Origin of the sequence: Thermogemmatispora carboxidivorans, from assembly GCF_000702505.1 — a bacterium.
Classification (GTDB): domain Bacteria; phylum Chloroflexota; class Ktedonobacteria; order Ktedonobacterales; family Ktedonobacteraceae; genus Thermogemmatispora; species Thermogemmatispora carboxidivorans.
This window is the reverse complement of record NZ_JNIM01000001.1, coordinates 2,321,534-2,346,685: the sequence shown is the minus strand read 5'-3', so window position 1 is coordinate 2,346,685 and position 25,152 is coordinate 2,321,534. Positions and strand designations below refer to the sequence as shown.

Genomic DNA, 25,152 nt, shown 5'->3' with positions numbered 1-25,152 from the left:
CTCTGGCTGTCGTTTTATTGTACCACAGCCGTCGGCTGCTGACCTACTAGTCTAGACGTTTTCCTCAGTGGCGGTTTTTCCCGCGCGTTGACTTCTGCGAGTGCCGCTGATGGTACCTCTTGGGTCGCTAGGTGCTGTTTTCGATGATGATGGCGATAAAGACCGGGTTGCTGGGAAGCCGGTCGCCGTCGCTGCGAACGATGCTGATATTCGCCTGGTTGACGCCGGGCTGCCGCTGCAGGAGTTGCAGAGCCTGGCTGCGGCTTTTGCCGACGATGAGTTGGACCAGGCGCTGTTGTGTTCCTTCTGTGAATCGATACGTCCAGCGCCCCTGGGCTTTCACGGTGATGATGAGGCGCCCGCTCTGGGGATCGCTGAGGCTGGTGTCGATGATGCTGCTGCTGATCTGGCCAGCGAGGGCGTAGGCCGGTCCGGGATCACGGGCGGCTTCCTGGCGTAGGAGGGCTGTGGCCAGGTCAAGCGCGGCCTGCGGCGTGTAGGCTGCGCCGCTGCAGGTGACCGCCAGGCTGACGGTGACGCTGGTGGCATGGTCGCCAACGTGGTGATTGCTCCTGGTGCTGGTGCTGCAGTCGGGACCGACGACGCGCTCGCCGCTGTGAACTTGCTGCTGAAATTGTTGCTGGGCTTGCTGCAGGAGGCCGGCTTTGAGCGGGTTGACGACGTTGTCGAGGTCGCTCTGCTGGACATAGGTGTAGGGCTGTGGGTCTTGCCCACCGGTGAAAGGGCCATTGATAGCCTGGATTGCTAGCGCCTCATTGCAGCAGTATTGGTTCAATGCCCCAGCAGGTAGATTCCCAATACTGCCTGGCTGTAGAACATGAGCAGGGACGGTGCTGGTAGCCCGGTGGTCTAGATCAGGGCTAGGAGGCATTGAGGCTGTGTCATCGGTGACGATGCTGATTCCTTCCCTCACTGCTAGAATGGTCCCCTTGGGGACAGTCTGAGCGAGACCTGTGCCGTTGTAGAAAGTAATCGTCCCATGTGCTTGCGTGCCGGCTATCACGCCGTGGCCGGTGGCCGGCACCGTCTTCGCCGGTGAGCTGACCGTCACGCTCAGGCGGCGCGCCTGAATCTGGCGCTGGGCCGGGTCGGGCCTCCCTGTCACGCCTGTGATCAGGTACTGGCGCGTCAGCAGCACGCTGGTCGGCCTGATGTGCACCGTCGCCAGCGGGGCCCCAATGGGCAGGATCGTTCCCAGGGGGCCGAGGGCCGCCGGATCGCTGTAGGCCATGACCAGCCCGCTCGCCAGAAGGAGCACTAGCAGCGCTACGGTGGACAGCAGCAGTCTGCTCCAGCGAGCTGCAGGACGGCGCCCGCCTCTTTTGCCTGGCGGCTGCTCTGGCGGCGGCAGGTGTCTGGTGGCCACTTGCTCTACCGCGTTGGGGCTTCTTGGGAGCATGAGGGGCGGGGGAGTAAGGGCAGCCAGGCTGGCTCTCTCCCGCAGGGGCACGCCTGTGGGTTCAGGTCCGGCGCGGCTTTCCTGCCTCTCTCTCTGCTGCCGGCGCTGAATCTGTGAACGGCGCAGGTGGGGAAAGCGCTGCCATGAGCGCTGCTGCTCTGAGCCGGATGTCGGTGGGGGCGGTGTCGCCAGCTCCTCTGCCTCTACCTCTACCTCTTCCTCGTGGGCAGCCAGCCGGCTGGTTGGGAACTGCGCCAGCGGCTCTGGCTGCTGGTCTTCGCTGGCCTGCGCTGCCTCCCTGTTCTCGTCCTCGCCCCAGATGGCGCCTTTCCAGGGCGAGACGCGGGGCCTGGCCGGTGCTGGGCCTGCCGGTGCGCCGCTCAGCAGGGCCGTTATAAAGTCGTTCACCGAGGGGTAGCGCTCCTGACGCTCTTTGGCCAGCCCGCGCAGGATGGCGGCCTCCAGTGCCGGCGGTAGTGCTGGATTGAAGTGGCGCGGCGGCTGCGGCTCACGCTGGGTGTGCCAGTACATCAGGGTTACCGGGTCATGGTGTTCGAAGAGGCGGCGACCGGTGCAGAGTTCGTAGGCGATGCAGGCCAGGGCGTACTGGTCGCTCTCGCGTCCGACCTGGCCTCTGAATTGCTCGGGGGCCATGTAGGCCGGGGTGCCGCTGATGCTGGCTGCCTCCAGGCTGCGCGAGCCGAGCTGCAGGGCAAGGCCAAAGTCGGCCAGCAGGGCCGTGCCGTCAATGGCGAAGAGGATGTTCTCAGGCTTGAGGTCGCGGTGGATGATGCCGCGCTCATGGGCGTACTGCAGGGCGGCCCCGATCTGAGCCAGGATCTGCAGGCTCTCACTCAGCGGGAGCGGGTGCCCAGCCGCCGAGCGCAGGTGCTGGCGCAGCGAGCCGCCTTCGGCATAGGGGGTTACCAGGTAGGGGCAGTCTTGCTGGTCAATGCCGGCGTCGAGCAGTGGGAGAATGTGGGAATGGCTGAGCCGCTCCAGGAGGCGAACTTCGGCCCGGAATTGCTCTCGGGCTTCGGCTGTGTCAAGTGGGGTCTGGAGGCGTTTGAGGGCTACCGTGGACCAGCGGCTGAGCAGGCGATGCCGTGCCAGGTAGACTGTGCTGAAGCCGCCGCGTCCCAGTTTGCGAATCAGTTCATAATCGCCGAGGACCGGTGGACCAGGCTCGTGGCGCTCCTCTGGCTTCCTCGGCTCCTTGCTTTGATCCATAGACGAGACCCTCCCCGGTTCGTCTCGCTGCCACGTTTCTTGCTCTTAGGCAATTGGATTGAGAATAGTATGCCTTTCTACTGCCAACTGTTCCTACGATGATGGCCCAGTGCTGGCACTGTAGCAGGCTACAGGAGCCGCCTGGCGCCGCTTCGATTAGCCTTTGCCAGAGGTTGGGGTGTTGTTGCCTGGGCTGGGCGCGGTCGGTGCCGCTGTGGGCGAGCTGGTCGGCCCCGGCCCGATGCTGGCACTGGGGGCCGGCGTCAGCCCGCTCACACTGTTGATGGTGATGCTGATCTGGTTGGCATCGCTGGGCAGGCGATCGCTGCCGTGGGCGATGGCGATGTCAGCCTCTTTGATGCCGTTCTGCCGCTGCAGGAGCTGCAGGGCTTCACTTCTGGTTTTGCCGGCGATGAGGCGCGCCAGGCTCTCTTTGTCTGCGCTGTCGAACTGGTAGGCCCAGCGGCCTTCGGCGGTGACCGTGATGGAGATGCTGCCCTTACTGGCTCCACTGCTGATCGGGGTCGCCCCGCTGATGTTGGTCATGACCTGGCCAACGGGCGCATAGCCAGCACCCAGACTCTTGCTGGCCTCCTGGCTGAGCAGGTTGGCCCCCAGACGGAGGGCAGCCTGTTTGTCGAAGGCTTCGCCGCTGCAGCTGGCCGAGACAGTGACGGTGGCGCTGGTGACGTGGTCGCCGGCCTGGTGGTCGCTTTTGACGTTGGTGCTGCAGGTGGGCTGGCTGATGAGCTGCTCGCCCGCGCGAAGCTGGCGCTGAAATTGTTGCTGCGCCTGCTGTGCCAGGCTGGCTTTGAGCGGGTTGGCGGCGCTGTCAATGTCGCTCTGCTGGACAAAGGTGTAGCTCTGCGGGTCCTGCCCACCGGTGAAGGCACTGCTGGTGGCATAGATGTCAGTAGCGCCGCAGCAGAGTTGGTTGCTAATAGCCCCAGCGGGCAGGTTACCGACGCTTCCCGGTTGGACAACATGGGCCGGGGCCGATCTCGAAACAGGCTGAGATGGGCTGGGTTGGGGTGGCAGGTCAACGCGGGCATCGGTGACGATTTTGAGCCCGTTCTGTAGTGTAAAGGTTGTCCCACTCAGCACGCTTTCCCATGTGCCTCCGCTATGAGTGAACGTAATCGTTCCCCTGGCCTGCACGCCGGGTGTCTGGCCGTGGCCCGTCGCCTGAACCGTCTTCGTCTGCGCCGCCGGGGCCGCCGTCAGGACGCGCGCCTGAATCTGACGCTGGGCCGGGTCGGGTGTTCCCGTTACCCCGGTGATCAGGTACTGGTTCTTCAGGTCGACGCTGGCCGGTGTGATCGTCACCGTTGCCCCTGGCGTCCCAAAGGGCATCATGGCCGCCACCGGTCCCAGCAGCTTCGGATTCACTGCCGCCAGCGCGCCGCAGCCGATCAACAATAGCAACAGGAGAATCGCCACCAGTGCCAGCCAGAGCACTCCCCGTCGCCGCTGCCTCCTCCGCTGTTGACGTGGCGGTGTCCACGGCGGTGGTACGGTCGACACTCCGCTGGCCGACATCGCTGCTGCTCCTCCGGCGGGGCCGCTGGCGGTTCCTCCTCCTCCTCCTGCTCCGCTGCTGCTCCCTGCCAGGGCCATACCAGCGGCGGCCCCGGCCAGGGCCCCGGCGCCTGCTGCGGCGGCGGCTCCTCGCCCGGACTGCGGTGAGCTACCGCGCCGCGCCGCTTCTGCATCGGGCGCATAGGCGTTGCTGGCTGTGGGCAGCTTGGCCGTAATGCGGCGCGAGTGGGGGAATTGGATAATGCCCGGTCCCGCGTTGGCGGCTGGAGTGCGTGGTGGTGCGGCGCTGGCCCTGGCCTCGTCTGGCCCCTGCTTCTGGCGGCCTTCTTCAGCAGCCACTGCCGCCGCTCCCGCGGCCAGGCCCGCTGCTCCTGCCGCCGCCGGTGAGATCGGTGAGGAACTCTCTTCCTCGGACGGCGTCGCAGGGGCCGGCTCCTGTCTTGCTCCCGTGCCCGTCCCTGCAGGGGTAGCCGCTGCCGGTGCCGGCGAGAAGCGCGCTCTCTCAACCGGCGGCAGCTCTTCGTCTTCTTCCTCTTCCTGGAAGGGTCCCGCTCCTGCTCCCACTCTGTCAGGACCCTGCTCCTCCGCAGGTTCTTCCGCGGGTTCTGCCATTCCGCCTGCGGTTCCGGCCTTCCGCTCCTGCTCGCGCTGCAGGGCGCTCCAGCTCAGGCCCGCAGCGGCTCCGGCAGCTCCTGCCGCTGCCGCGCCACCCAGTGAGGTCCCACGAAAGGCCGGTCGTGACGGTTCAGGACGAACATCGCTCGCTTGCTGCTCGGCCCCCGTGGCTGCTCGCTCTCCCTCTCCCCCTCCCCCCCCTGCGCTCTCGCGCTCGCGGAGCCGCAGGAGGCGGCGCAGCCGCTGTGACCAGGCAGGCCCTTGACCTTCTTCCGCCTTGCCCTCTTCCCACATGTCTTGCAGTGAGCGCACGTAGTTGTCGAGAGATGAGTAGACCGGAAAGCGCCGCTGGCGCGCGTACTCCGCTGGCTCCGAACGCGGTGGGGCGATGAAGATGAGGCGCGCTTGCGGGTTGCGCCGCATCTTGAGCACTTCAAAATCAACGCGGCGCTGGAAGGCGCGATTCTGCTCCGGCAGGACAATGGCAATCTGCTTGCGTCCAAGCTTCTCCTGGGTCAGAATCGCTGTCAGTACATCTTTTCGCTCGTCCGTAGGCGCAACGTAGATAACGCCGATCTCTTCTGCACGCGGGTCGCCTGCACCGAGCAGCTCTGAGCCATCTGCCTGTCTCATCAGCCTTACCCTCGCATGTCCCAAGAAATGGCCTTTTCGCCTGAACCTGATACATTGTACACTACCTTCGCGGTGCGCGCAATCGCCGACGCCCCCATTTTGGGAAACAGACGTCCGCTTTCTGGTTTCCGGCGGCACGGGCCAGGACGGCACGCTCTGCTCCAGGTTCGCTTGTCTCTCTGTCAGGAGGAAGGAAAGGAAAGGAGGGAGGGAGCTGGCTCTGCCTGCCGCCTGCCCGCTCTACCCGCCCGCTCGTCTCTCTGTTCCCTGGCCTGGCCAGGTCCCCGGGTGGTCGAGGAGAGCCAGCAGCTCGCTGCGCCATAGCTCCCATTCTAAGAATCCCCCCACGGTTAGCTCGCCTCCTCGCCCTTTGAGATCATCCTCCGTCGCTTTGCGGTTGAGGACCGCTCTGCCAATGGCGGTCTCGATCAGAATGTAGCGGTGCCTCTCCCATTCCCAGTCAGGGTCAATGATGCGCCCGGCCACGGGATGATGCTGCAGGATGATACGCTCACCCGAGACTCCCCGGGCGTCGCGCGCAATTTGCCGCAGGGCCAGGGCCGCCAGACCCGGCTTGCTCGCTCCCGCTCCTGCGCTCTCCTCCGGGCGGCGATACTTGAGCTGCCGCGGTCGGATGAGGAGGAGCAGGTGGTAGTTCCTCCCTACCTGGAGCTGCACCCCCGGCTTCCCTTGTGATCCGCCCATTCGGGAGGCGCTGCTGAAGACCGGCAGCAGGATGCTGTTGCGCAATAGAAAGGTGAGGTGATAGAAGGAGTCGTAGTCGCATTGCTTCTCGATGAGGAGTCCCTGGACAAAGGTGCCTGCCTGTCGCTCTCGTTCGCTCACTGTCGCTCTCTCCTGTCGTCTCGTCTGTTGGACAACACTCGACTCGCTCGTTGGCTGCTTTGTTTGGGTAATCTGGTCCCTGCTCTTCCAGGCTGGCTTCGGCGACGACAATTCGGCGACGGCGGCGGCACCAAGACAAGGGTCGTGCGCTTGCTCGGGGAACGTCCCCCTCCCCGCTTCTCACTCAGGTGCTGCGCTCGGGGTGAGAATGCTCCTGGCACGATGCTCGTTTAGAGGTATATATACCCCATCCGGGGCGCCTACGGCAATGGCTGGGTTCGGGATCTGGCAGGAGAGGTAGAAAATGAACTGGCGGACAGCAGCCGAGGAGCTGGCCCAGGTCAGCCCAGGCCACAGGAAACAAGCAGGCAGCTCTCAGTCAGGTCTTTTGATTGGTTGCCCGCTTTTTGCCGCCTGCAGCTACCGTAGATCCTATGGCTATAAGAAGGTCTGCCGGGGCACGCTGGCGGACAGCGCTCTCCCCCGGCAGACCGGCGCTCGAAAGAGACAGACAAAGGCAAGCGGACCACTCGGTAGTTAGAAGAGAGAGGTATCTGGCGTTGGTTCGGTCCCCCTAACCCGAATGCGCTCACTCGCGGGCAATGGTCCGCATGGTGAGATAGTCGCCTTCGACGATGCTGCCGTCGGAACGCACGTGGATGCGGCCACGATAGCGCCCATAGGGCACGCCAAAACCGCTCGGCAGCTTGCGCAGCGAGAGGAGACGGCAGCGGCGCCCAGCCTGCTCCATCTTGAGGTCGGCGATGATTTTGGCCTCCTCGTCGCTGATGGCATAGAAGAGATAGAGCAGGTCGGCCTCTTCTTCGCCGTGACGATAGGCCAGCAGCCAGAGGATCTTTTCGATGGGGCGCTCAGGCTCTTCTTCGTCCTCGTCTTCCTCAGCCTGGGCCTCAGCTTTGCCCTCGCCCTGAGAGCGCCAGGCGGAGACCGGCAGCGCCCCTTTGCCATTGACGCCTCCTACCAGCGTCCCCGCCGCAGGCGCCTCCACTTCTGCCTCGACCTCGACCTCCACCTCCACCCGCGCCTGCGCCTCTCCACCCTCCTCGCCCCCCACAACAGGAACGACTGGCCGCGTCGCTCGTTCCTGGTCACGGACCTCGTCGATGACTTCGCAGACGATGGCCGCCGCTCGCTCCTGCCCAACCAGCCGGGCCAGCTTGCTCTGGTATTCTTCCATGTTGCGCAGGCGACGCTGAATATACTCGTGCTTGGCCCAGCCACACGCCAGACCGTATAAGGCCCAGCGCCCGGCCAGATACTCGGCCTCTAGCTGACGGCGCAGGCGCGCAATCTCACTTCCACTCATGCAAGTCTCCTCTCTCCTGTGTTTGTTTACCACCCTTAGAATGGTGGTGTATTAGAATCTACCATTACGGTCGCAGTTCTGTCAACCCTGGTACTCTGATACAATCGCCTTACCTACTACGGGTCTGGTAAGGCAGGTCAAGCATATGATTCGTCTGCGCGTTAAGGAGGTCGCTCAGGCTAAGGGCGTAAGCATGTCGCGACTCTCCCGCATCTCAGACGTGAACTACAAGACGATCCAGCAGATCTGGCGCGATCCCTTCCGCGAGGTCTCGATCAAGACGATCGAGAAGCTGGCGAAGGCTCTCGAGGTCCCTTCCCATGAGCTGATCGAAGATGTACCCGACGAGGATCAGCCGCCGGCGCCGCCCCAGACGTAGCGCAAGGCTCCTTTGAACGATAAGAAGCCAGTTGAAAGGGTTGTTTATGTGGCCATTGGTGCGGCTCAAAGTGAAAGAGGTTGCCGAAGCCCGCGGCTTTAATATGTCTTCGCTGTCCCGGGCAGCCGATGTCAACTTTCGCACGATTAAAGGCATCTTTCGTAATCCTTACAAAGATGTGAATATCTCTACGCTCGCCAAAATCGCGCGGGCGCTGGGCGTTCCCACCCCCGAGCTGATCGAAGACGTGCCTGACGAGGCGGACCTCCCCAAGTCTTAGCCGGCCAGGTCAAAAGTCTGGGAAAATCACCCAGTCCGTGCTTCAATTTTCTCTTGTATCATCGTCTTTAAAGATAGGAGAGTTGGCTCTCCCAGAATGCGCCAGAGCCGTACAAGCATGCCCTCTGCGTTTGAGACCGGGAGACCCGACGCAGGGCGCTGGCGCTCTGAGCGCCTCTTGCCGCTGTCAGCGCTGCCTTACACCGTTGACGGCAGTCTGGTTTGAGTGTTGTCCTTTGAAAGGAGCCAGTCGAGGTGCGCGGATGATCGAAGGGAGAAAGGTCCGCTTTTTGATTCTGAAAATCCTCTTTAAGCCTGCCGACGATATTCTTAAAATGGCACAGCTCGACGTGTCGATGGTACGCCCGAGCAAAAGGTGCATCCACGTTGGTCGCCCGCGTACGTGTCCTTATCGGCGCCATCCCGAAGCCAAGGCTCGCCCGCGTTGATCAGGAAGGAGCTGATCGTGTTCAGGCTGCGCATCAAGGAAATTGCCGAGGCGAAGGGCTTTACTCCTTCCGCCCTCTGCAAGGCCGCCAACCTCAACGATCGCACCGTGCGCCGGATCTTCCGCGATCCGTATGCACAGGTGAATTTGCGTACGCTCGTCAAGATCGCGATGGCACTGGGGGTGCAGGCCCATACCCTGATCGAGTTCCTGCCCGATGAGGAGACACCCCCCGGGACGCCTCCTAAGCGCGCCCGCCCCCCTCGCCGCTATCAGCCACGGAGCAGATTCTCTTTCCCATCGTCCTAACTGTTCCTCCCTTACTCCGGAGGGCCTGACCGCCTCTCACTCCCTCGTTTCCCTCCCCCGCGGAGGACGAGGCCGGCGGCAGGCCCTTTTCCTTCTTCCACTTGCCTCTCTTCGGCTCCCTACTGCGGCTTCTCCTCCTTTCCTTTGTACCTATATTTGCCGTTTCAAAGTCGCCATTTTGATGTCGCTTTCAGAATAGTACCATCCTAAGCACTCTACTGTCAAGTCCTTAAATAGGTTATTCTCATGCCATGAAAGTCCGGCTGCGGGTTAAAGAAGTAGCAAAAGCAAAGGGCTTCTCGATGACCAGGCTTCATATTAAGTCCGAGGTAGCCTATAACACCATCCGCCGTATATTTCACGATCCCTATGTCGAGGTTACGACCACTACACTGGCAAAGCTTGCTGAGGCGCTCAATGTTCGTGTCGAGGATTTGATAGAGACCGTAGACGAAGATGAATCAGCGCAACGGCAGGAAAGCAGGGCTTATGTGAAGCCACAGAGGAAAAGGCAGCAGGATCACCGATCATCACACTCAGTTACAAAACAGAGCGAGCAGACCGAAGGGGGATGCGCCGTACCCTAACGGACTTTTGGGTAGGGGCAGTAAAGGGGGTGCTGGTGGAGCGTGATGAACAGTAGCCGGCGGTGAGGCCAGGTGGCGCGCCGTCCGGCTGGCTGGCTTTCTGATTCTGGTTCTGGCGATGGCGGATTGTCGATTGTGGATTGCAGATTGCAGTGTCAGAAAGAAAAAGGAGTGTGTGATTCGATGCGTGGAAGACGTTTCCCCCACACAGCGGCCCTGCTACTGATGGCTGGTGCTCTCTGCCTCTTCCTGCTGGTTGCCTGTGGCAGCAGCAAGCAAGTGGCGACCACGACAACGGCCTGCTCGCTGATCACGACAGACGAGGCGCGGCAGGTGTTGGGGGCCGCGGTGCGTTCGCAGCCGCAGGAGGTGGTGAGCAAGCCCAAGAACGCCACGGTGAGCGAGTGCCTCTATACCTCGTCCTCGGACAGCCACGTGGCGCGGGCCTCGTTGGCCCTTTCGATTACCGCCGATGCGGCCAGCGCCCAGCAGCTCTACAATCAGGCCAAGAGCGCGGCCCTCGACCTGAGCCGGCAGACAGCGACGGTCAGCCTGGGCGACGCGGCTTTTCAGACGCAGCGCAGTTCGTCTTTCGGGCAGGAGACACTGCTGACGGTGCTCAAGGATAACACGGTGCTGGTGGTCGAGGCGCTCAGCCCGGGACATCGCCAGCTTGATCTTGAGCAGAGCCTGGCGCAGATCGCCTTGAACCGTCTCTAGAGGAGAGCGGTGCCGGGAGTGGGCCGGCGCGCGCGGAAGAGCATGCTCGAGAGCGGCGTCGGTATGCCTGCCATGAGGCAAGGCATGCCTGGCGCCGTTTGTCTGTTTGGTGGCACGGTGAGGCTGAGGCCGCCCAGGTTGAGCCGGGAGAGCGTACGGACAGACGAGGCGGCTGCTCAGGGGGTAGCTCTGATGGTGATGCGCGCGGGATCGCCGGGCAGGGTCTTTTGTCCGAAGGCCAGGCTGAGGGTGACGTCGGCGATGCCCGGCTGGCGGCGCAGGAGGGCGCGAGCCTGCTCGGGATCGCGGCCCGCGATGAGCGCTTTGAGGGCGTCGAGCTGGCTCGGGCTGAACTGATAGCGCCAGGTGCCGCGCGCCTGGACGGTGAGGACGGCGCTCTGACCGCCGGAGCGGGCGGCGCTGATCTGTGTCTGGATGGGCTGCGTCGGATGGTAGCCGCTGCCGTAGCTGCGGGCGATGTCGGCGTTGAGCAGGGCGGTGACGAGGGTGATGACACTGTTGCGGTCGTAGACGAGGCCGCTGCAGGAGGCGGTCACGGTCACAGTGACGCTACTGGCGCGCTCGCCGGCGCGGTGGTCGCTGTTGACCTGGCTGGTGCATTGGGGATCGCCGACGCTCTCCTCAGCGCTGTCCTTGAGGCTGGCGAAGGCGGTGCGGGCGCTGCCGATCAGGGCCGGCTTGAGGGCCGCCGCAGCGTTATCGATATCGCTCTGCTGGACAAAGGTGTAGCTCTGCGGATCTTGCCCCCCGGTGAAGCCTGCAAGATTCCTCACAAAGATAGTATCGTTATTACTACAACAAGCCTGATTAATATCTAAAGCAGGGATATTGCCACGTGCTCCGCCGTCTATAGCATGAGCAGGAACATCCACCTGCCCATAGACAGGAGCTTTCGCAGGAGGGATATTAGCCTCAGCATCTGTTACTACTCTTACCCCATCAGAACCTGTTATAATCGTTCCTTTACCCACTGTTTGAGAAACAGCCTCACCATTATAAAATGTCAGCGTCCCATGTGCCTGCGTTGCAGGTGTAGAGGCGTGGCCGGAGGCGGTCGTCGTACGAGACTGAGACTGGGGCGGTGTCGAGAGCAGGCGAGCGGGGACGACCAGGCGAGCGGGATCGGCCTGGGCGCCGACGCGGGCGCTCAGCGTATAGGTGCGTTGCAGCGTATGGGTGGCCGGTACCAGCGTCACGGTGGCCGAGGGATGCAGCAGGCCCAGGCCGAGCGGCAGCAGCGTCAGCGCCAGGACTGCCACCAGCAGCAGGGCCAGCGCTGTCAGGCCCAGGCGCGAGAAGGCCCGGGCCGCGAGCCACGGCAGCCAGGTAGCCGATCCCGCAGCAGCGCGAACGGGTGCGGAGGCTGCCGGTGCGGAGGCCGCCAGTGCCGCCGGAGCGCTCCCCGTACTCGGGCCTGCGGGCGAGATCGAGGGACTGCGTGACGGACGGTTGCGCTGTGCAGGCGCAGCGGACGCCTGGCGCGAGGGTAGTGCCGTCCGGGTTGGCGGCGACGAGCGCGAGCGGCGAGGCAGGGCAATAATAGCGGGGCCGTCAGCCGGAGCGGGCGACGAGACAAGCGGAGAACCGGTCTGCCGTTCAAGCTGGCCGGGTTCTGGAGCCGGGGGAAGCAACGTCGCCCCGTAGCCCGGGTCTGGAGGAGTCCAGCGCGGCTCGGCCTCCCACTCGTCCGAGCCGGGGCCAGCAGCAGCCGGGGCGGCCCAGGCCCAATCGGGAGTCAGCGAGCGCGTCGCCAGCTCCCCACTACCAGTCATCTCCGCCTCTGGGGGAGGCTCCTCCTGCCTGGCCGCCGGCCACAGCAACGCCCGGCGAGTGCCCTCGCGCCAGACCGTTCCCGTCGCATCCTCAGCCGCATCCCACAGCGAGCCATTGCCGCCGGGATCGTCCCCCAGGCCCGCGGCGGGATCGTTCCCCTCTTCATCGTCAACGCCGGCCATCGGCGCGGTTACTCCGAGATCCGGGCCGGGGCCGCCGAAGGGGCGGAAAGCATGCAAGGCCCGCACAAAGCTCAGCACATTGGGATAGCGCTCGGAGCGCTCCTTAGCCAGGCCGCGCAGAATCGCCGCCTCGATCGGAGCGGGCAGATGCGGATTATAGGCCCGCGGAGGGCGTGGCTCCTCCTGCGTATGGCGATACATCAGCACCAGAGCATCGTGATCCTCAAAGACGCGGTGGCCGGTCGTCAGCTCATAGGTCAGGCAGGCCAGGGCGTACTGATCGCTCTGGCGGGAGACCTGGCCGCGGAACTGCTCGGGCGCCATATAGGCGGGGGTGCCGCTCACGCTGGCCTGTTCCAGGCTGCGCGAGCCGAGCAAGAAGGCGATACCGAAATCGGCCAGCAGGGCCTCGCCGTGGTCGGTAAAGAGCACATTTTCCGGCTTCAGATCGCGATGGATCACGCCGCGCTCGTGGGCGTAGTGGAGGGCCGAGCCGACCTGAGCGACGATGGCCAGGGCCTCCTCCAGGGGCAGAGGGCGCCCGTTGGCGCGTTGCAAGCGAGCGCGCAGGGAGCCGCCGGCGGCGTAGAGCGTCACCAGATAGGGGAAGCCCTCGTCATCGATGCCGGCATCGATGAGCGGAAGAATATGGGGATGGCGCAGTTGCTCCAGCAAGCGGGCCTCATCGATAAAGAGGGAGCGCGCGCGTGGAGAATCGAGGGGTGTCAGCAAGCGCTTGAGGGCCACGGGGGGGCGCGACTGCAGAATCAGATGGCGAGCCAGATAGACGGTACTGAAGCCGCCGCGTCCGAGGCGGCGCAGCAAGCGATAATTGCCGATGCGGCTGCCTGTTCCCTCCTGTTGCCGCCCATCCTCGCCAGGCCCCTGATCGCGTGTCATAGACGAAAGCCCTCCCCGGCCTCGCATACGAGCACAGCCAGATAGATAGACAGAGATAGATAGAGAGACAGAGAGACAGGCGGACAGACGCGGCTGGCTGGCGCTGCCCGAGGCAGTTAGCCGGCGAACGAGAGGGGCAGAGCCTGGTTCGTCATCGTCTCCTCTCCTGGTGGCTGCTGGCTGAGCTGCTCAGCTGTCGTTTCAGTTGCGCGAGCGTGTAGGATGGAGCAGCCGGGAGCCTGGGCTATTGGCCAGGGCAGGACAGGGCAGCGTAGCGTCGTCTGGCCCAGTCCTGGTTATGGCCACGGGAGCGGCCAGGCGGTCAGGAGCGGACAACGATCCGCGTGTGTGCCAGTCAAATCAGTATTGCCTCTCACTTCTCACTATCTTGTAGTATACCACGTATCGCGTTTCAGTATCCTCCTTCGGATCGTCCCCCCTGCAACTCCGGGTGCCCAATGCCACCAGCTATAACGTCTACGTCTTTCAGTATCCTCTCCCGGATCGTCCCCTCTGCAACGACGGCACAGTGAGATTGCCGTTGCTTGGAGAAGCGCCTTTCAGTATCCTCTCCCGGATCGTCCCCTCTGCAACAGCCAATTGTCATGACAGACAACTCATTGGAGGCAACTTTCAGTATCCTCTCCCGGATCGTCCCCTCTGCAACCTGATTGAGCCGCTTGATGATCAAGATCCGGCAAGCCTTTCAGTATCCTCTCCCGGATCGTCCCCTCTGCAACTTTTGAAAACCTCCTCGATGACGAAGAGCTATCGGCCTTTCAGTATCCTCTCCCGGATCGTCCCCTCTGCAACCGCGGGCGGCAGAAAGAGGTCAGGAATAGTGCTTCACCATCCACGAACGATTGAGGCCCCATTTTTGGCGTCTGAGAGGCTCGTTTTCCTCCCTCTCCCGCGCGCAGAACATATCGTCCCACGACCTTTCTCGAAACTCGTCTTCTGCAAACCGCAAGGGGCGAGTTTCGAAGAGGCAGCATCGCATTTTCGAGTATACCACAGGCAGAAGCTCCACGTCCAGAGGTCAATGCGGTCAGAATCTGACCGCATTTCCCGGGGGCACTCGCCGGGTTTCGAAGCGGCCCCGCGCAAGGGCCACATGAGCCGAAGATTGCCCCAGTGCACCCTTCCACAACCAGTGCCTCCCAGGTCGCCAGCCAGCGAGCAGCACTGTCAGCAGCGGTCCTATATCGACAAACATATATTTGGAGCATCGCGTACAATATAAGTAATCCTTCTGGTTACTGGAAGGCTGCACCCACCGGCTCCGGCGGAGTGGGGGCTCCGCCGGAGAGGCCGGTGTGGGACGGGACAGGACGGGACAGGACGGGACAGGACGGGGGAAGCCCCAGGCAGGCAGGCAGACAGGCAGTCGGTCAGCGGGGTAGCGAGCGCCGAGCCAGCGGGCGGTCTCTCCTCCCGAAGGGAGGCAGTCTCAGCGCACCGAAGGAAGGAAGGAAGGAAGGAAGAAAGAAAGAAAGAAAGAAAGAAAGAAAGAAAGGAGCCGGCCCATGGTGACCTACCTGGAACGACACGTCGTCATCGACAGGGGCCGCTTACTGGATTACGCCCTGTCCTACGCGCGGCACGGCTGGCGCGTCGTGCCTCTCTACGAGCGCCTTCCCGACGGGCGCTGTACCTGCGAGCGTCCGGGCTGCAGTGCGCCTCACCCGCGGGTCCCCACGCTGGCCTGCGCCACCACCGATGAAGAAGAGATCCGCCGCTGGTGGCGCCTGGCTCCTCGCGCGGGCATTGGCGTCGTCATCATGGGCCGCGATGGCCGCGAGACCCTTCTTCCCATTCCCGGCACCAGCGGGCCATAAGCCTGGCCCGCCCTGATCTGATACCCGGCCTTAAGCACAACGGGAGGGCCAGCAACCACAGCTCAGCAGGTTGGGCAGGGACGCCCGCCCCTTGCAGCGCGTTCCTGGCGAACGAACAACCTCCCGGCCTCCTCTCTTCGTTGCTGAGATCCCTGCCCTTGCTCAAGGGCGGGGATCTCTTTCTCTTTCTCCGCCAGCCGCTCCCTCCGGCCAGACCCTCCCCCCTGTTCTCCTCTTGCCAGACGCGCTATCATCTGATCAAACGGGAAGCGTGCCCAGGCAGACCGACATTCACGGCACGCCCTCCCAAGCGCCGCCCGCCTCCGCCCGAGTCCTCGCCAGCCGTCCGACCGTTCGCCCGTCCGCCCGCCGTCCCAGGGGTGCCGCGACCCGGTCCGGCCCGAGTCAGAGCGCGCGGCGGCCTGATCACAAGCCCTGGCACAGACAGAGGAGCATCGCCTATGCATCCCGAAAAAGCCGCCCGACTGCAGGCCCTCCAGCGACACGAGGAGCGCCTGCTGCGGCGCATCGCGCGCCTGGACACGCGCAGCAACCGCTACTCATGGCTGCGCGTCGCCATCTTCGCCGTCGGCCTGGCCAGCGGCCTGATCCTGGGCCTGGCCCTGCACTGGTGGGCGGGCCTGATCAGCTTCGCCCTGGCCATGCTCATCTTCGGCGGCCTCGCCGCCCAGCACCGGCGCATCGAGCGCCACCTGGCCCGCCTGCGCCTGCTCGTCTGGCTGACCCGCGACGAACGCGCGCGCCTGCTCGTCGACTGGCAGACCATCGCCCCCCTGCCCGGCGGGCGCGACCTCTCCGACAGCGACGCCACCCACCCCTTCGACTTCGACCTCGACATCAGCGGGCCGCGCTCCCTGCACCGCCTGCTCAACACGGCCACCACCCGCGAGGGGAGCCTGCTCCTCAAGAGCTGGCTGCTGGCCGAGAGCGTCGAGCCGGCCACCATCCAGCGGCGGCAGGCCCTGGTCGCCGAACTGAAGCCGCTGCGCCTCTTCCGCCACCGCCTGCAGATCGAAGCGCGCCTGGCCGGCGGACAGAGCAGCCTCCTGCGCGGCGCCCAACTGCTTGGGCGTCTGCGGCAAGAAGCGCCCCCGGCTCGCCTCAAGCAGAGCCTGGCCCTCATGGGCAGCCTCAACCTCCTGACCCTGCTTCTCCTGGCCGGGCAGCTCCTCCTGCATCTGCCCCCCTGGTGGCCCATCAGCGCCGCCCTCAGCCTGCTCCTCTTCCTCCTGCGGCGCGGCGACGCCGGCGACCTCTTCGACGAAGCCTTCGCCCTGCAGAGCACCTGCGCCCAGCTCAGCGCCACCTTCGCCTCCGTCGAACGGCGCCGCCATCCCCAGCAGCCCCACCTGCAGCAACTCTGCCAGCCCTTCACCGGCGCCGGCCAGCTCAGTCCCGCCCGCGCCCTGCGCCATCTCTCCCTGCTCCTCAGCTTGGCCTCCTTCGGGCAGAACCTGCTCCTCACCCTCCTGCTACACCTCTTCCTCCCCTGGGAATTCCTCATCGCCCTGCGCCTCAACGCCTGGAAAGCCCGCCTGGCCCAGCAGATGCGGCGCTGGCTGGAGACCTGGTTTGAGCTGGAAGCCCTCTGCTCACTGGCCACCTTCGCCGACCTCAACCCCGACTACCACCTTCCCGAGCTCCTCGTCGGTCCCCAGGCTCCGGCCCTCCTCTACGAAGGCCAGGGTCTGGGCCATCCCCTCCTGCCGCCCAGCAGAAAAATCCTCAACGACTTCGCCCTGCGCCAGCCGGGAGCCATTGCCATCATCAGCGGCTCCAACATGGCCGGCAAGAGCACCTTCCTGCGCACCGTCGGCCTCAACCTGGTCCTGGCCAACGCCGGCGCCCCGGTCAACGCCGTCCGCCTGCGCCTGACCCCCCTGCGCCTCTTCGCCAGCATGCGCATCAACGACGCCCTGACCGAAGACGCCTCCTACTTCTACGCCGAAGTACGACGCCTGCGCGCCCTGCTGGACGCCGTCGAACACCCCGACAGCGCGCCGCTGCTCTTCCTCATCGACGAAATCTTCCGCGGCACCAACAACCGCGAACGGCGCATCGGCAGTCGTGCCTACCTGCGCGCCCTCGCTACCACGGGCAAACCCTGCGCCGGCCTGCTGGCCACCCACGACCTCGACCTGACCCGCCTCGCCGAGGAACTCCCGGGGATCAGCAACTACCACTTTCGCGAGGAGATCAGCGACGGAGCAATGGTCTTCGACTACCGCCTGCGGCCCGGCCCCTGCCCAACCACCAACGCCCTCAAGATCATGCGCCTCTTCGGGCTGCCCGTGCCGGAGGTGCCGGAGACAGAGACCAGCGAGAACGACAGCCAGCAGGCTGCCGCCGGACCGCCCGCCGACAAGACAGAAGCCTCATGAGGGACAATCAGCCAAAGAGAGAGGGAACAAGCAGACGAAGCAGAGCGCTCAGGAGGAGGCGGACGACGGACCAGCGGGCGTCTCATCCTGGCCTGTCGAGAGCGCCTGCTCCTCCTCCCCTGCCGGGAGCGGCTGCGTAGGAGCCGTCGCCAGGCTCTCACTCGCCGAGGCAGGCACCTCCCCGGCAGGAGCCTCAGCCAGCACCACCGTTGGAGGAGCGCCGGCGAGCGGCTGCGAGGTCAGCAGAGCCGTCCGAGCCACCGCCGCCAGCTCCAGCGTCGCATCGAGAGACAAGGCCCGCTCCAGATCGGCCAGGGCCTCAGCTCGTCGCCCCAGGGCCGCCAGCACCTGACCGCGACAGGCCAAAGCCCAGGCATAGTCTGGGCGCAGGGTCAGGGCCCGCTCAAGGCACGTCAGCGCCTCCTCGTAGCGGCCCAACAAGCGACAGATCTCCCCGCGCTCGCCCCAGGCCCGCGCCTCATGCGGACTGAGCGCTAAGGCCCGCTCCAGATCGGCCAGGGCCTGCTCATAGTTGCCACACAGGCGGCAGGTCTCGGCACGATGCACCAGCGCCCAGACATAGCCCTCATCCAGCGCTAAAGCGCGCTCAAAATCCTGCAGCGCCTCCTCATAGCGCCCCAGGCGCGTATAGACCTGGCCGCGACTGGCCCACGAACGCGCATCGAAAGGATTAAGAGAGAGAACCTGCGCCAGATCCTCCAGGGCCTCGGGATAGCGGCGCAGGCGGCGCAAGATGCGCGACCGCTCCACAAAGGCCCACACATTCGACTCATCCAGCGCTATAGCCCGGCTGTGATCGGCCAGAGCCTCCGGATAGGCCTGGCGGTAACGCTGCACCCGTCCGCGAAAAAAGTAGGCTGCCGCGCGGGCCCGTGGAGACAGGCTCGGATACTGACAGAGCCGATCAAAGAGGCGCAGGCCCGTCGCCCAATCGCCTTCATCCATCGCCCGCAGCCCGGCCTGCAGCAGCTCCAACAGCTCACGCTGCTCCTGCTCCAGACCGCGCCGCACCTCCTCCAAAGCCGCCATCTCTAGCAGGCGAGTAGCAAAGCGGCGCTCCTGATAGAGGGCCAGCGTAAAGTATTCAAGCAGCTCCCGCCAATACCTGCCGGCATCGGCGATCAACCCATGATAGAGCGCGTTCAGCGTTGCCTCCTGCCAGCGGGTCGCCTGCCAGTACTCCTGCCCCGGCACGTAGAGCGCATCCCGCTGCTGCAGGTAGAAGGTCGCCAGGCAGGCATGCAGCTCGCGATACTCGACGGGACTGCGCCGGCGCAGGTACTCCAGCATCATGCGCCGGACCACCGAATGATAGCGCCAGCCCTCGCCGCGCTCACTGACAAAGGGCAGAGCAATCAACCAGCTAAAGACCCGCTCGACATGGGGAGCCTGCTCCCCCAGCGCACAGCGCAGCAGGCAGGCCAGCACATCGCGATTGAGCAGACGCGGCAGCGCCCCCAGCAGCGCCGTCTCGCGCAGCGCCGGATCGCTGACCCAGCGCAGAAAGCGCTCCACCATATCGCTGGCCGGCAGCACTGTATAGGTCGCCCCCGTCTCGCGCGGGGCCGCCAGCCAGCTCATCAGCACCGGCAGCCGGCCCGAAACCTCGATAATCTCCTGGCGTCGCAACGGATCGCGCACATGATAGAGATCGAGAAAGGCCTCGGCCTCCTCCTCCGTGAAGACATCCAGGCGAATCAGCCGCGTCACGCCCCGCAAGACGCCCCACTCGTTTTCCAGCGGATCACGACCGGCCACCACCAGGCGGATACGCCCCGAGGGGCGATACTCAGGCAGGCGCAGCAACCACCAGAAGAGGGCCGGGCGCGTCGCCTCGAAATTATCGAGGCAGAGCAGCACCGGCCAGCGCTCAGCCACCCGATTGAGATCGGCGAAAAAGAGCTGGCTCAGAACCTCCTCCGGCTCACGCAGCAGCTCGATTTCCTCGCGATTGCCCAGCTTGCGCAGCAGATAGCGCCCCCACTCACTGGCCAGCTCCTCAACCTCCTCCAGCGAGAGATAGGAGAAAGCCGGCCCAACCACCGGCAGCAACTCGCCGGCCACAAAGGCCAGGCGCAAGAGCGTTCGCACCGACAGGCCCCCCTGACCGTGCGGCGCCTGGGGATCAGACTCAATTTCATGCAGACGCTGGTAGTAGAGGCGATGACGATCCTCAAAGGCTTTGAGGCGCAGCCCACGCTGATCGAACTGGGCCGCCAGATGGCCCAAAACGGCCAGGACATCGCGCTGGCGCTCGTCACACTCAGCCACCAGAAAGCCCAGCTCGCGGGCCAGGGCCTGAAAGCGGCGCAGCAGCGTCGTCTTCCCAACGCCAGCCTGGCCAGTCAGATAAAAGATCAGCGTACGCGGCGGCTCGCGGCGAAGCTCCTCCAGAAAGAGCGCCAGCTCCTGCTCGCGCCCCACAAAGCGCTCACCCTCACTCTGGTGAATAATCTGGCTCCAGTCCTGGCCTGACGCCATCAGTATAGTCCTCCCCTGGAATCAGCCATCAGTACATCAGTACAGGGCGGCGCTGAGCACCCTGGCCTCACCGCTCTCTCGAACAGAACAGCCGGGCCGGGCGCGCCGGCAGTCAGCAGCGCCCCCTAGTGCTCCTCTATCGACGAAGGAGCGGCAGCGGCCTGCCCTGCCGACAGCGCCGCCGCCCCCTCCTCAGCCAGCAGGCCACCGGCATAGCGGCACTCGCTCAGCAGCGGGCACGCGGGACAGCGCGGGCGCTGCGCCAGGCAGACGCGCCGTCCGTGACGGATCAGATTAACATGCAGCGCATAAACCCAGGCCGGCGGCGTCATCTGAGCCAGCAGCACATGCGCCTGCTCGGCGCTCACCTTCGGCCCCAGCAGACCCAGGCGGCGCGCCACCCGGTGCACATGCGTATCGACCGGCATCACCGGCCAGCCCAGCGCAAAGAGCAGCACACAGGCCGCCGTCTTCGGGCCTACGCCCGGCAGCTCTTGTAAATACTCCCAGGCTTCCAAAGGCTGGCGGCGGCGCAGCTCGGCGCACAAGAAAGCCTCCAGCGACTCACCGCCAGCCGTCGCCGGAGCGCACTCAGCCTGAGCCTCACGCCGACGCGCCAGCTCAGCCAGCACCTCCTGAATGCGGCGCGCCTTCAGATTGGCCAGACCGCCACAGCGAATCACCGCCGCCAGCCGCTCCGTCGGAGTTGCCAGCAGCTCCTCCCAAGCCGGAAAAGCGGCTCGCAACTGCCCATAAGCCCGCTCCGAATTCACATCCGAGGTATGCTGCGACAGGATCGTCCCAATCAGCTCCCCCAACGGCTCACCGGAAGGCCGCCAGACAGGCTCACCATAGACCTCCAGCAGCCGCTGATACACCCGCGCCAGGTGCACCGGAGGAAGCCCTCCGCCATCGGCAGACTGCGATTCTGGACCAGCCGCATCAGGCCGCACAGGCTGCATCATCGTCAGAGAAACCCACCCTTCAGGAGACTGCTGACAGCCCTTCGTCCACAGAGAGACGAGACCGTCTTTCGCTGTATTGTAGTACACAGCTCGCCATACAGCAACCGCCGTCCCGGGCCGACTCGCCGTCTCCTCACGGGGCCAGGGCCAGCCCCCACTCAGGCTCAGGCCACATTCCAATAGGCGGCATCGAAGCCTTCCAGCAACGGCGACGTAGCCGCCTGCGGGACCACCACCAGCAGGGCGCGCATGGCCCGCGTCATCCCCACGAAGAGCGTCCGCCGATCGATGGCCTGCAGCTCGCTCTGCTCCTCCGCGCTTAGAGCCGACAGCGCGCTCCGCGGCCAGCCTTCCTCAGTAAAGCCAGCCAGGGCCACCACCGGAAACTCCAGGCCCTTGGCCGACTGCAGCGTCAGCACCTTCACCCCCGCCGCCTGCAGATCCAGCTCATGGCCGCGCATAAAGCTGGCCGGCAGTCCCTGAGCCTGCAGCGCTGCCGCCAGCCGCTGGCCAGCCCGCCTCGTCGGCGTCAGCACCGCGCAGGCCCCAATTCCCAGCCGCAGCTCATGGGCCGCCGCCGGCAGAAAGCGGCGCAAGAGATCGACCTCCTCAGCCTGCGAAGCCACGCGCCGCAAAGCCGGCATCGGCCCACTATGCTCATAGCGCCGCTCGCCCGACTCCCCATCCAGCTCGCCAGCCACCTGAGCCTGCAAATACGTCCGCGCCGCCTCGCCGATCTCGCGCGTCGAGCGATAATTGACCGTCAACACCGCGGTCCGCCCGCGAAAGCGCAGCAACTCATGGACCTCCGTCCAGGCAAAACCGCTGCCATAGATCGACTGATTGGCATCCGCTGTAATGAAGAGCAGCCGCGGATCGCGACAGAGCAAGACCAGCAGGCGCAGCGCCGCCGGATCAAGATCCTGAGCCTCATCGATCAGCACCGCATCATAGCAAGGCGCCAGCCGTCCAGCCGCAGCCCAGGCTGCCGCGCGGGCCCGCACCTGCTGCCAGGTCTCCTTACCCCGCAGACGGACCAGGGCCACAAAGCGCTCATAGAGCGCCCACACCGCCCGGCGCTGCAGTGGCGAAAGGGCCACCCGCCGGCCCGGACGCGGCGCCCGCAAATACGCCTCCAGCGAAGGGATCTGACGCGCCAGAATGACCTGAGTCAGCTCGCGCCTCAGATACTCCGCCCCAAGCTGGCCCAGCACCTGACGCTGCGCCCGCTGCTGAGCCGGCGACCCTGTGAAGCGCACCGTCTCCAGGGCCTGTGCAAAGAGCTGCTGCTCCTCCTGCGGCGTCAGCGGCCTGGGCGGCTCCCCCAGATCGCTGAGCAACTGAAAGATCAAACGATCCGCCGTCTGCACCTCCACAAAGCGCAGATCCACCCCCGGCAACTGACGCAGCAACTGCTCACACGAGCGCACCAGCGCATTGGTATAGGTCGTAAAGAGCAGGCGCGCCTCCCGCCGCCCCTGGCGGCGCAGCTCCTCCTGCAAAGCCCGCACCCGATAGAGCGCAATCGTACTCTTCCCCGTTCCCGGACCACCCTTGAGCAGCGTCGGGCCGCCCGAGCGCAGGCCCCGCAGCACAAAGGTCTCTTGCTCCGGCGAGAGATGCAACAGAAAGCCAACCAGCTCCCCCTCGCGATAGCGCAGCAGATCCTCAACATCGCTCAGGAGATAGTCCGGCTGCTGGAGCACCGAGACCAGGGGCCGCTCAAACATATGCTGATCGATCAGCAGCAAATACTCATCGGGCACGCCCGGACAATCCAGCAACTCCTCCTCGGTCGCCAAAGGCAAAAGGCGGGCATGGAACTCCGGCGGCACCCGCAGGCGCGTCAGCAGCTCGGCAGTGATCGGCTCGGGCAGCGGGCGCCTGGGCGCAGGCTGAGGCGCCAGCCAGCGCTCCCAGTAGGCCGGAGCCGGGGCAGACGGCGCCGCCTGCCGGTTCTCCTCAGCGGCGCCTTCGACGGCAGCCACCAGCGCGAGGTCCAGCTCCTCAGCCGGGACAGCGGCATCCAGCTCGCCGTCGTAGGTTGCCTGATCGCGCCGGCGCAGGGCCAGCACATAGATATACGGACGTTTCAGCGCATAGAAAATGCGATAGACCCCGCAGCGCAAGCGATAGACCGGTATCCCCATATGGCGAACCTGACAGCGCGTGTAGCCATCGGGATAAGGGTCCTTCAACAGGAGATTGAGCTTCTCGATAACCAGGCGGATCTCTTTAGGAGAGAGAGCTTGCAGCGCACGGAGAAATTCAGGTTTTTGCAAGAGACACCAATCACCAGCGGCCATCAGCGTACCCTCCAAACAAACGTACCCCGCGGGGCGGCAGACCTGGCAATCAACTGCTTTATATCAAAGTATATTACCACTATTTTCACTAGAAATAAAACGCGCCCAAGCCACAGATTTAGCAGATCGCACCACGGCGACCAATCCCTCAAGAAGAGGCGCCTTCGGCCAGGCCACCACCGAGGGGAGAGAGAGCAGGTCAGCCGGGCAGGACAGACCAGCCGGCACCAGAGTCAGAAGAAGGGGCTATCAGAGGGAGGCTCAGCCCTGGCCCTCGTCGTGAGAGTCAGGGCTGAGCCTTTGGGGAGGGAAAGCAAGCACAGGGACAGAATGAACAATCTGGCCTGTCCCCGCGGTTTCAGGCGCCGCCTGCGCCGTCGACAGGGCAGGAAGGAAGGAGCGGCAGCGGGCTGTCAAGCTCCGTCGGACCCACCCAGGCTTAGCAGCAGCGGGCGCGTGTGCGGAAAGCCTGCAGCAGGGCCGCATACCAGTGGCCACTCTCCTTGATCACCCGTCGCTGCGAGGCATAATCAACATAGACGATGCCAAAGCGCTTACGGTAGCCCTCGGCCCACTCGAAATTATCGAGCAGGGACCAGACAAAATAGCCACAGAGCGGCGCCCCCTGCTCCAGCGCCTCAGCACAGGCACTGATATACGACGCCAGATAGGCCACGCGGCGCGGATCGTGGACCGTCTCGCCTCCATCCCACTCATCGGGGAACGCCGCCCCATTCTCCGTCACATAGAGCCGCTGCACCGGATACTCGCGACTCACATCGAGGAGCAGATCGCGGAGGCCCTGGGGAAAGATCTCCCAGGCCATATCGGTATAACAGGCATTAGGGACCGGTGAGACCGTTCGGCACTGATCGGCCAGTGGCGGCTCCGGTGACCCGCGCACCACCATCCGCGAATAGTTATTGACCCCCAGGAAATCCAGAGGGGCCGCCACCAGTTCCAGATCGCCCTCCTCGATCGGCGGCGGATTGAGGCCCAAAGCGGCAAAGAGGCCCTCGGGATAGCACCCGTGATAGAGCGGGTCAAGGAACCAGCGATTTGAGAACGCATGGGCCAGAGCCATATCGCGCAGCGTTTCCGGGCGCTCATCGGCCCCATAGACCTTCACCAGCACCTGGGCCGTTCCGATCTGGGCCTGCGCTGGCAAGACTGCCCGCAGGCGAGGGACAGCCAGCCCATGAGCCAGCAAGAGATGATGGGCCGCATCGACCGCCGCCTGCCGATCGCACAGGCCCGGGGCGTGCACGCCGATACCGTAGCCCAGATAGGCGCTACACCACGGCTCATTGAGCGTCATCCAATGCAAGACGCGATCGCCGAGCCGACGGGCCACCACCTCCGCATAGTCGGCAAAAGCATAGGCTGTCGAGCGCGCACGCCAGCCGCCCTCACGCTCCAGGGCTGACGGCAGATCCCAATGATACAGCGTCACAAACGGCTGAATGCCCGCATCCAGCAGCGCATCCACCAGGCGATCATAGAAATCCAGACCTGCCGGATTGACCGGGCCACGCCCCTCGGGCAGCACTCGCGGCCAGGCGATAGAAAAACGGTAGGCATTCAAGCCCAGGCGCGCCATCAGAGCCACATCCTCGCGATAGCGACGGTAATGATCTGCAGCCGGCGCCCCGCTCTGGCCATCGGCGACCCGGCCCGGCGTCGCCGAAAAATCATCCCAGATCGAAGGGCCGCGGCCATCCTCAGCGACCGCCCCCTCCACCTGATACGAAGAAGTCGCGGCTCCCCAGAAGAAGCCAGTGGGAAAGCGTGCAGCCAGGTCCTCAACCGCCTGGAACGAGACAGTGGGGATACTCGTCATGCGTTCTCCTGTTCTCTATCCTCTCGGGAATGATGGTCTCTCACTCAAGCAAGAGAGAGCAAGCGGCCAGTCGGCGGAGCCGGGAGAGAGG

Annotated in this window: 16 protein-coding genes and 1 CRISPR repeat array; of the genes, 7 read left to right on the top strand and 9 right to left on the bottom strand. The window is 64.7% G+C overall.

Annotation, left to right across the window (positions count from 1 at the left end; genetic code table 11):
• Positions 1-127 precede the first annotated feature (127 nt).
• The 4 genes from N688_RS09120 to N688_RS09105 form a co-directional block, all read right to left on the bottom strand.
• A complete protein-coding gene (locus N688_RS09120) occupies positions 128-2,650 on the bottom strand; it encodes a serine/threonine-protein kinase (RefSeq protein ID WP_052888990.1) in 2,523 nt (840 codons plus the stop codon).
• Positions 2,651-2,806: 156 nt separating this feature from the next.
• Positions 2,807-5,437, bottom strand: a complete 2,631-nt coding sequence (locus tag N688_RS22745) for a baseplate J/gp47 family protein (RefSeq protein WP_052888989.1) — start codon at positions 5,435-5,437, stop codon at positions 2,807-2,809.
• A 240-nt stretch (positions 5,438-5,677) separates the two neighbouring features.
• Positions 5,678-6,283, bottom strand: a complete 606-nt coding sequence (locus N688_RS09110; RefSeq protein ID WP_052888988.1) for a hypothetical protein — start codon at positions 6,281-6,283, stop codon at positions 5,678-5,680.
• 589 nt (positions 6,284-6,872) lie between these two features.
• Positions 6,873-7,610: a hypothetical protein gene (locus N688_RS09105; protein ID WP_052888987.1), complete on the bottom strand. Its 738-nt coding sequence runs from the start codon at positions 7,608-7,610 to the stop codon at positions 6,873-6,875.
• 145 nt (positions 7,611-7,755) lie between these two features.
• On the opposite strand from N688_RS09105, the gene N688_RS09100 reads away from it, so the two are divergent.
• The 5 genes from N688_RS09100 (at position 7,756) to N688_RS09075 (ending at position 10,332) form a co-directional block, all read left to right on the top strand.
• Entirely contained in the window at positions 7,756-7,989 is a 234-nt protein-coding gene (locus N688_RS09100; protein ID WP_069804137.1) for a helix-turn-helix domain-containing protein, read from the top strand.
• Positions 7,990-8,035: 46 nt separating this feature from the next.
• On the top strand, positions 8,036-8,269 hold the full coding sequence (locus tag N688_RS09095; RefSeq protein WP_052888985.1) for a helix-turn-helix domain-containing protein: 234 nt from the start codon (positions 8,036-8,038) through the stop codon (positions 8,267-8,269).
• Positions 8,270-8,734: 465 nt separating this feature from the next.
• Complete coding sequence (locus tag N688_RS09085) at positions 8,735-9,025, top strand: helix-turn-helix domain-containing protein (RefSeq protein WP_052888983.1); 291 nt, start codon at positions 8,735-8,737, stop codon at positions 9,023-9,025.
• Between the two features lie 251 nt (positions 9,026-9,276).
• Positions 9,277-9,612, top strand: a complete 336-nt coding sequence (locus N688_RS23965) for a helix-turn-helix domain-containing protein (protein ID WP_081838668.1) — start codon at positions 9,277-9,279, stop codon at positions 9,610-9,612.
• A 183-nt stretch (positions 9,613-9,795) separates the two neighbouring features.
• Positions 9,796-10,332, top strand: a complete 537-nt coding sequence (locus N688_RS09075) for a hypothetical protein (protein WP_052888981.1) — start codon at positions 9,796-9,798, stop codon at positions 10,330-10,332.
• A 176-nt stretch (positions 10,333-10,508) separates the two neighbouring features.
• Here the strand turns inward: N688_RS09075 and N688_RS09070 are convergent, their stop codons facing one another.
• Entirely contained in the window at positions 10,509-13,208 is a 2,700-nt protein-coding gene (locus N688_RS09070) for a protein kinase domain-containing protein (protein ID WP_052888980.1), read from the bottom strand.
• Between the two features lie 409 nt (positions 13,209-13,617).
• Positions 13,618-14,021: direct repeats of the CRISPR family, unit length 37 nt; unit sequence CTTTCAGTATCCTCTCCCGGATCGTCCCCTCTGCAAC.
• A gap of 713 nt (positions 14,022-14,734) precedes the next feature.
• Between N688_RS09070 and N688_RS09065 the strand changes: the two genes are divergently transcribed.
• Positions 14,735-15,046 carry a bifunctional DNA primase/polymerase gene (locus N688_RS09065; RefSeq protein WP_052888979.1) on the top strand — a complete coding sequence of 104 codons (312 nt, stop codon included), beginning with the start codon at positions 14,735-14,737 and terminating at the stop codon, positions 15,044-15,046.
• A gap of 461 nt (positions 15,047-15,507) precedes the next feature.
• On the top strand, positions 15,508-17,448 hold the full coding sequence (locus N688_RS09060; RefSeq protein ID WP_052888978.1) for a MutS-related protein: 1,941 nt from the start codon (positions 15,508-15,510) through the stop codon (positions 17,446-17,448).
• Between the two features lie 48 nt (positions 17,449-17,496).
• Here N688_RS09060 and N688_RS09055 read toward each other — a convergent pair whose 3' ends face one another.
• The 4 genes from N688_RS09055 to N688_RS09040 all read right to left on the bottom strand — a co-directional run bounded on the left by N688_RS09055 (position 17,497) and on the right by N688_RS09040 (position 25,061).
• Positions 17,497-19,950 (bottom strand): tetratricopeptide repeat protein, encoded by a 2,454-nt coding sequence (locus N688_RS09055; RefSeq protein WP_052888977.1) that lies wholly within the window; start codon positions 19,948-19,950, stop codon positions 17,497-17,499.
• Positions 19,951-20,075: 125 nt separating this feature from the next.
• On the bottom strand, positions 20,076-20,915 hold the full coding sequence (locus N688_RS09050; protein ID WP_052888976.1) for an endonuclease III domain-containing protein: 840 nt from the start codon (positions 20,913-20,915) through the stop codon (positions 20,076-20,078).
• A 164-nt stretch (positions 20,916-21,079) separates the two neighbouring features.
• Positions 21,080-23,221, bottom strand: coding sequence for a UvrD-helicase domain-containing protein (locus N688_RS09045; protein WP_052888975.1), 2,142 nt, complete (start codon positions 23,219-23,221; stop codon positions 21,080-21,082).
• 439 nt (positions 23,222-23,660) lie between these two features.
• Complete coding sequence (locus N688_RS09040) at positions 23,661-25,061, bottom strand: GH1 family beta-glucosidase (RefSeq protein ID WP_052888974.1); 1,401 nt, start codon at positions 25,059-25,061, stop codon at positions 23,661-23,663.
• Between the last annotated feature and the right edge of the window lie 91 nt (positions 25,062-25,152).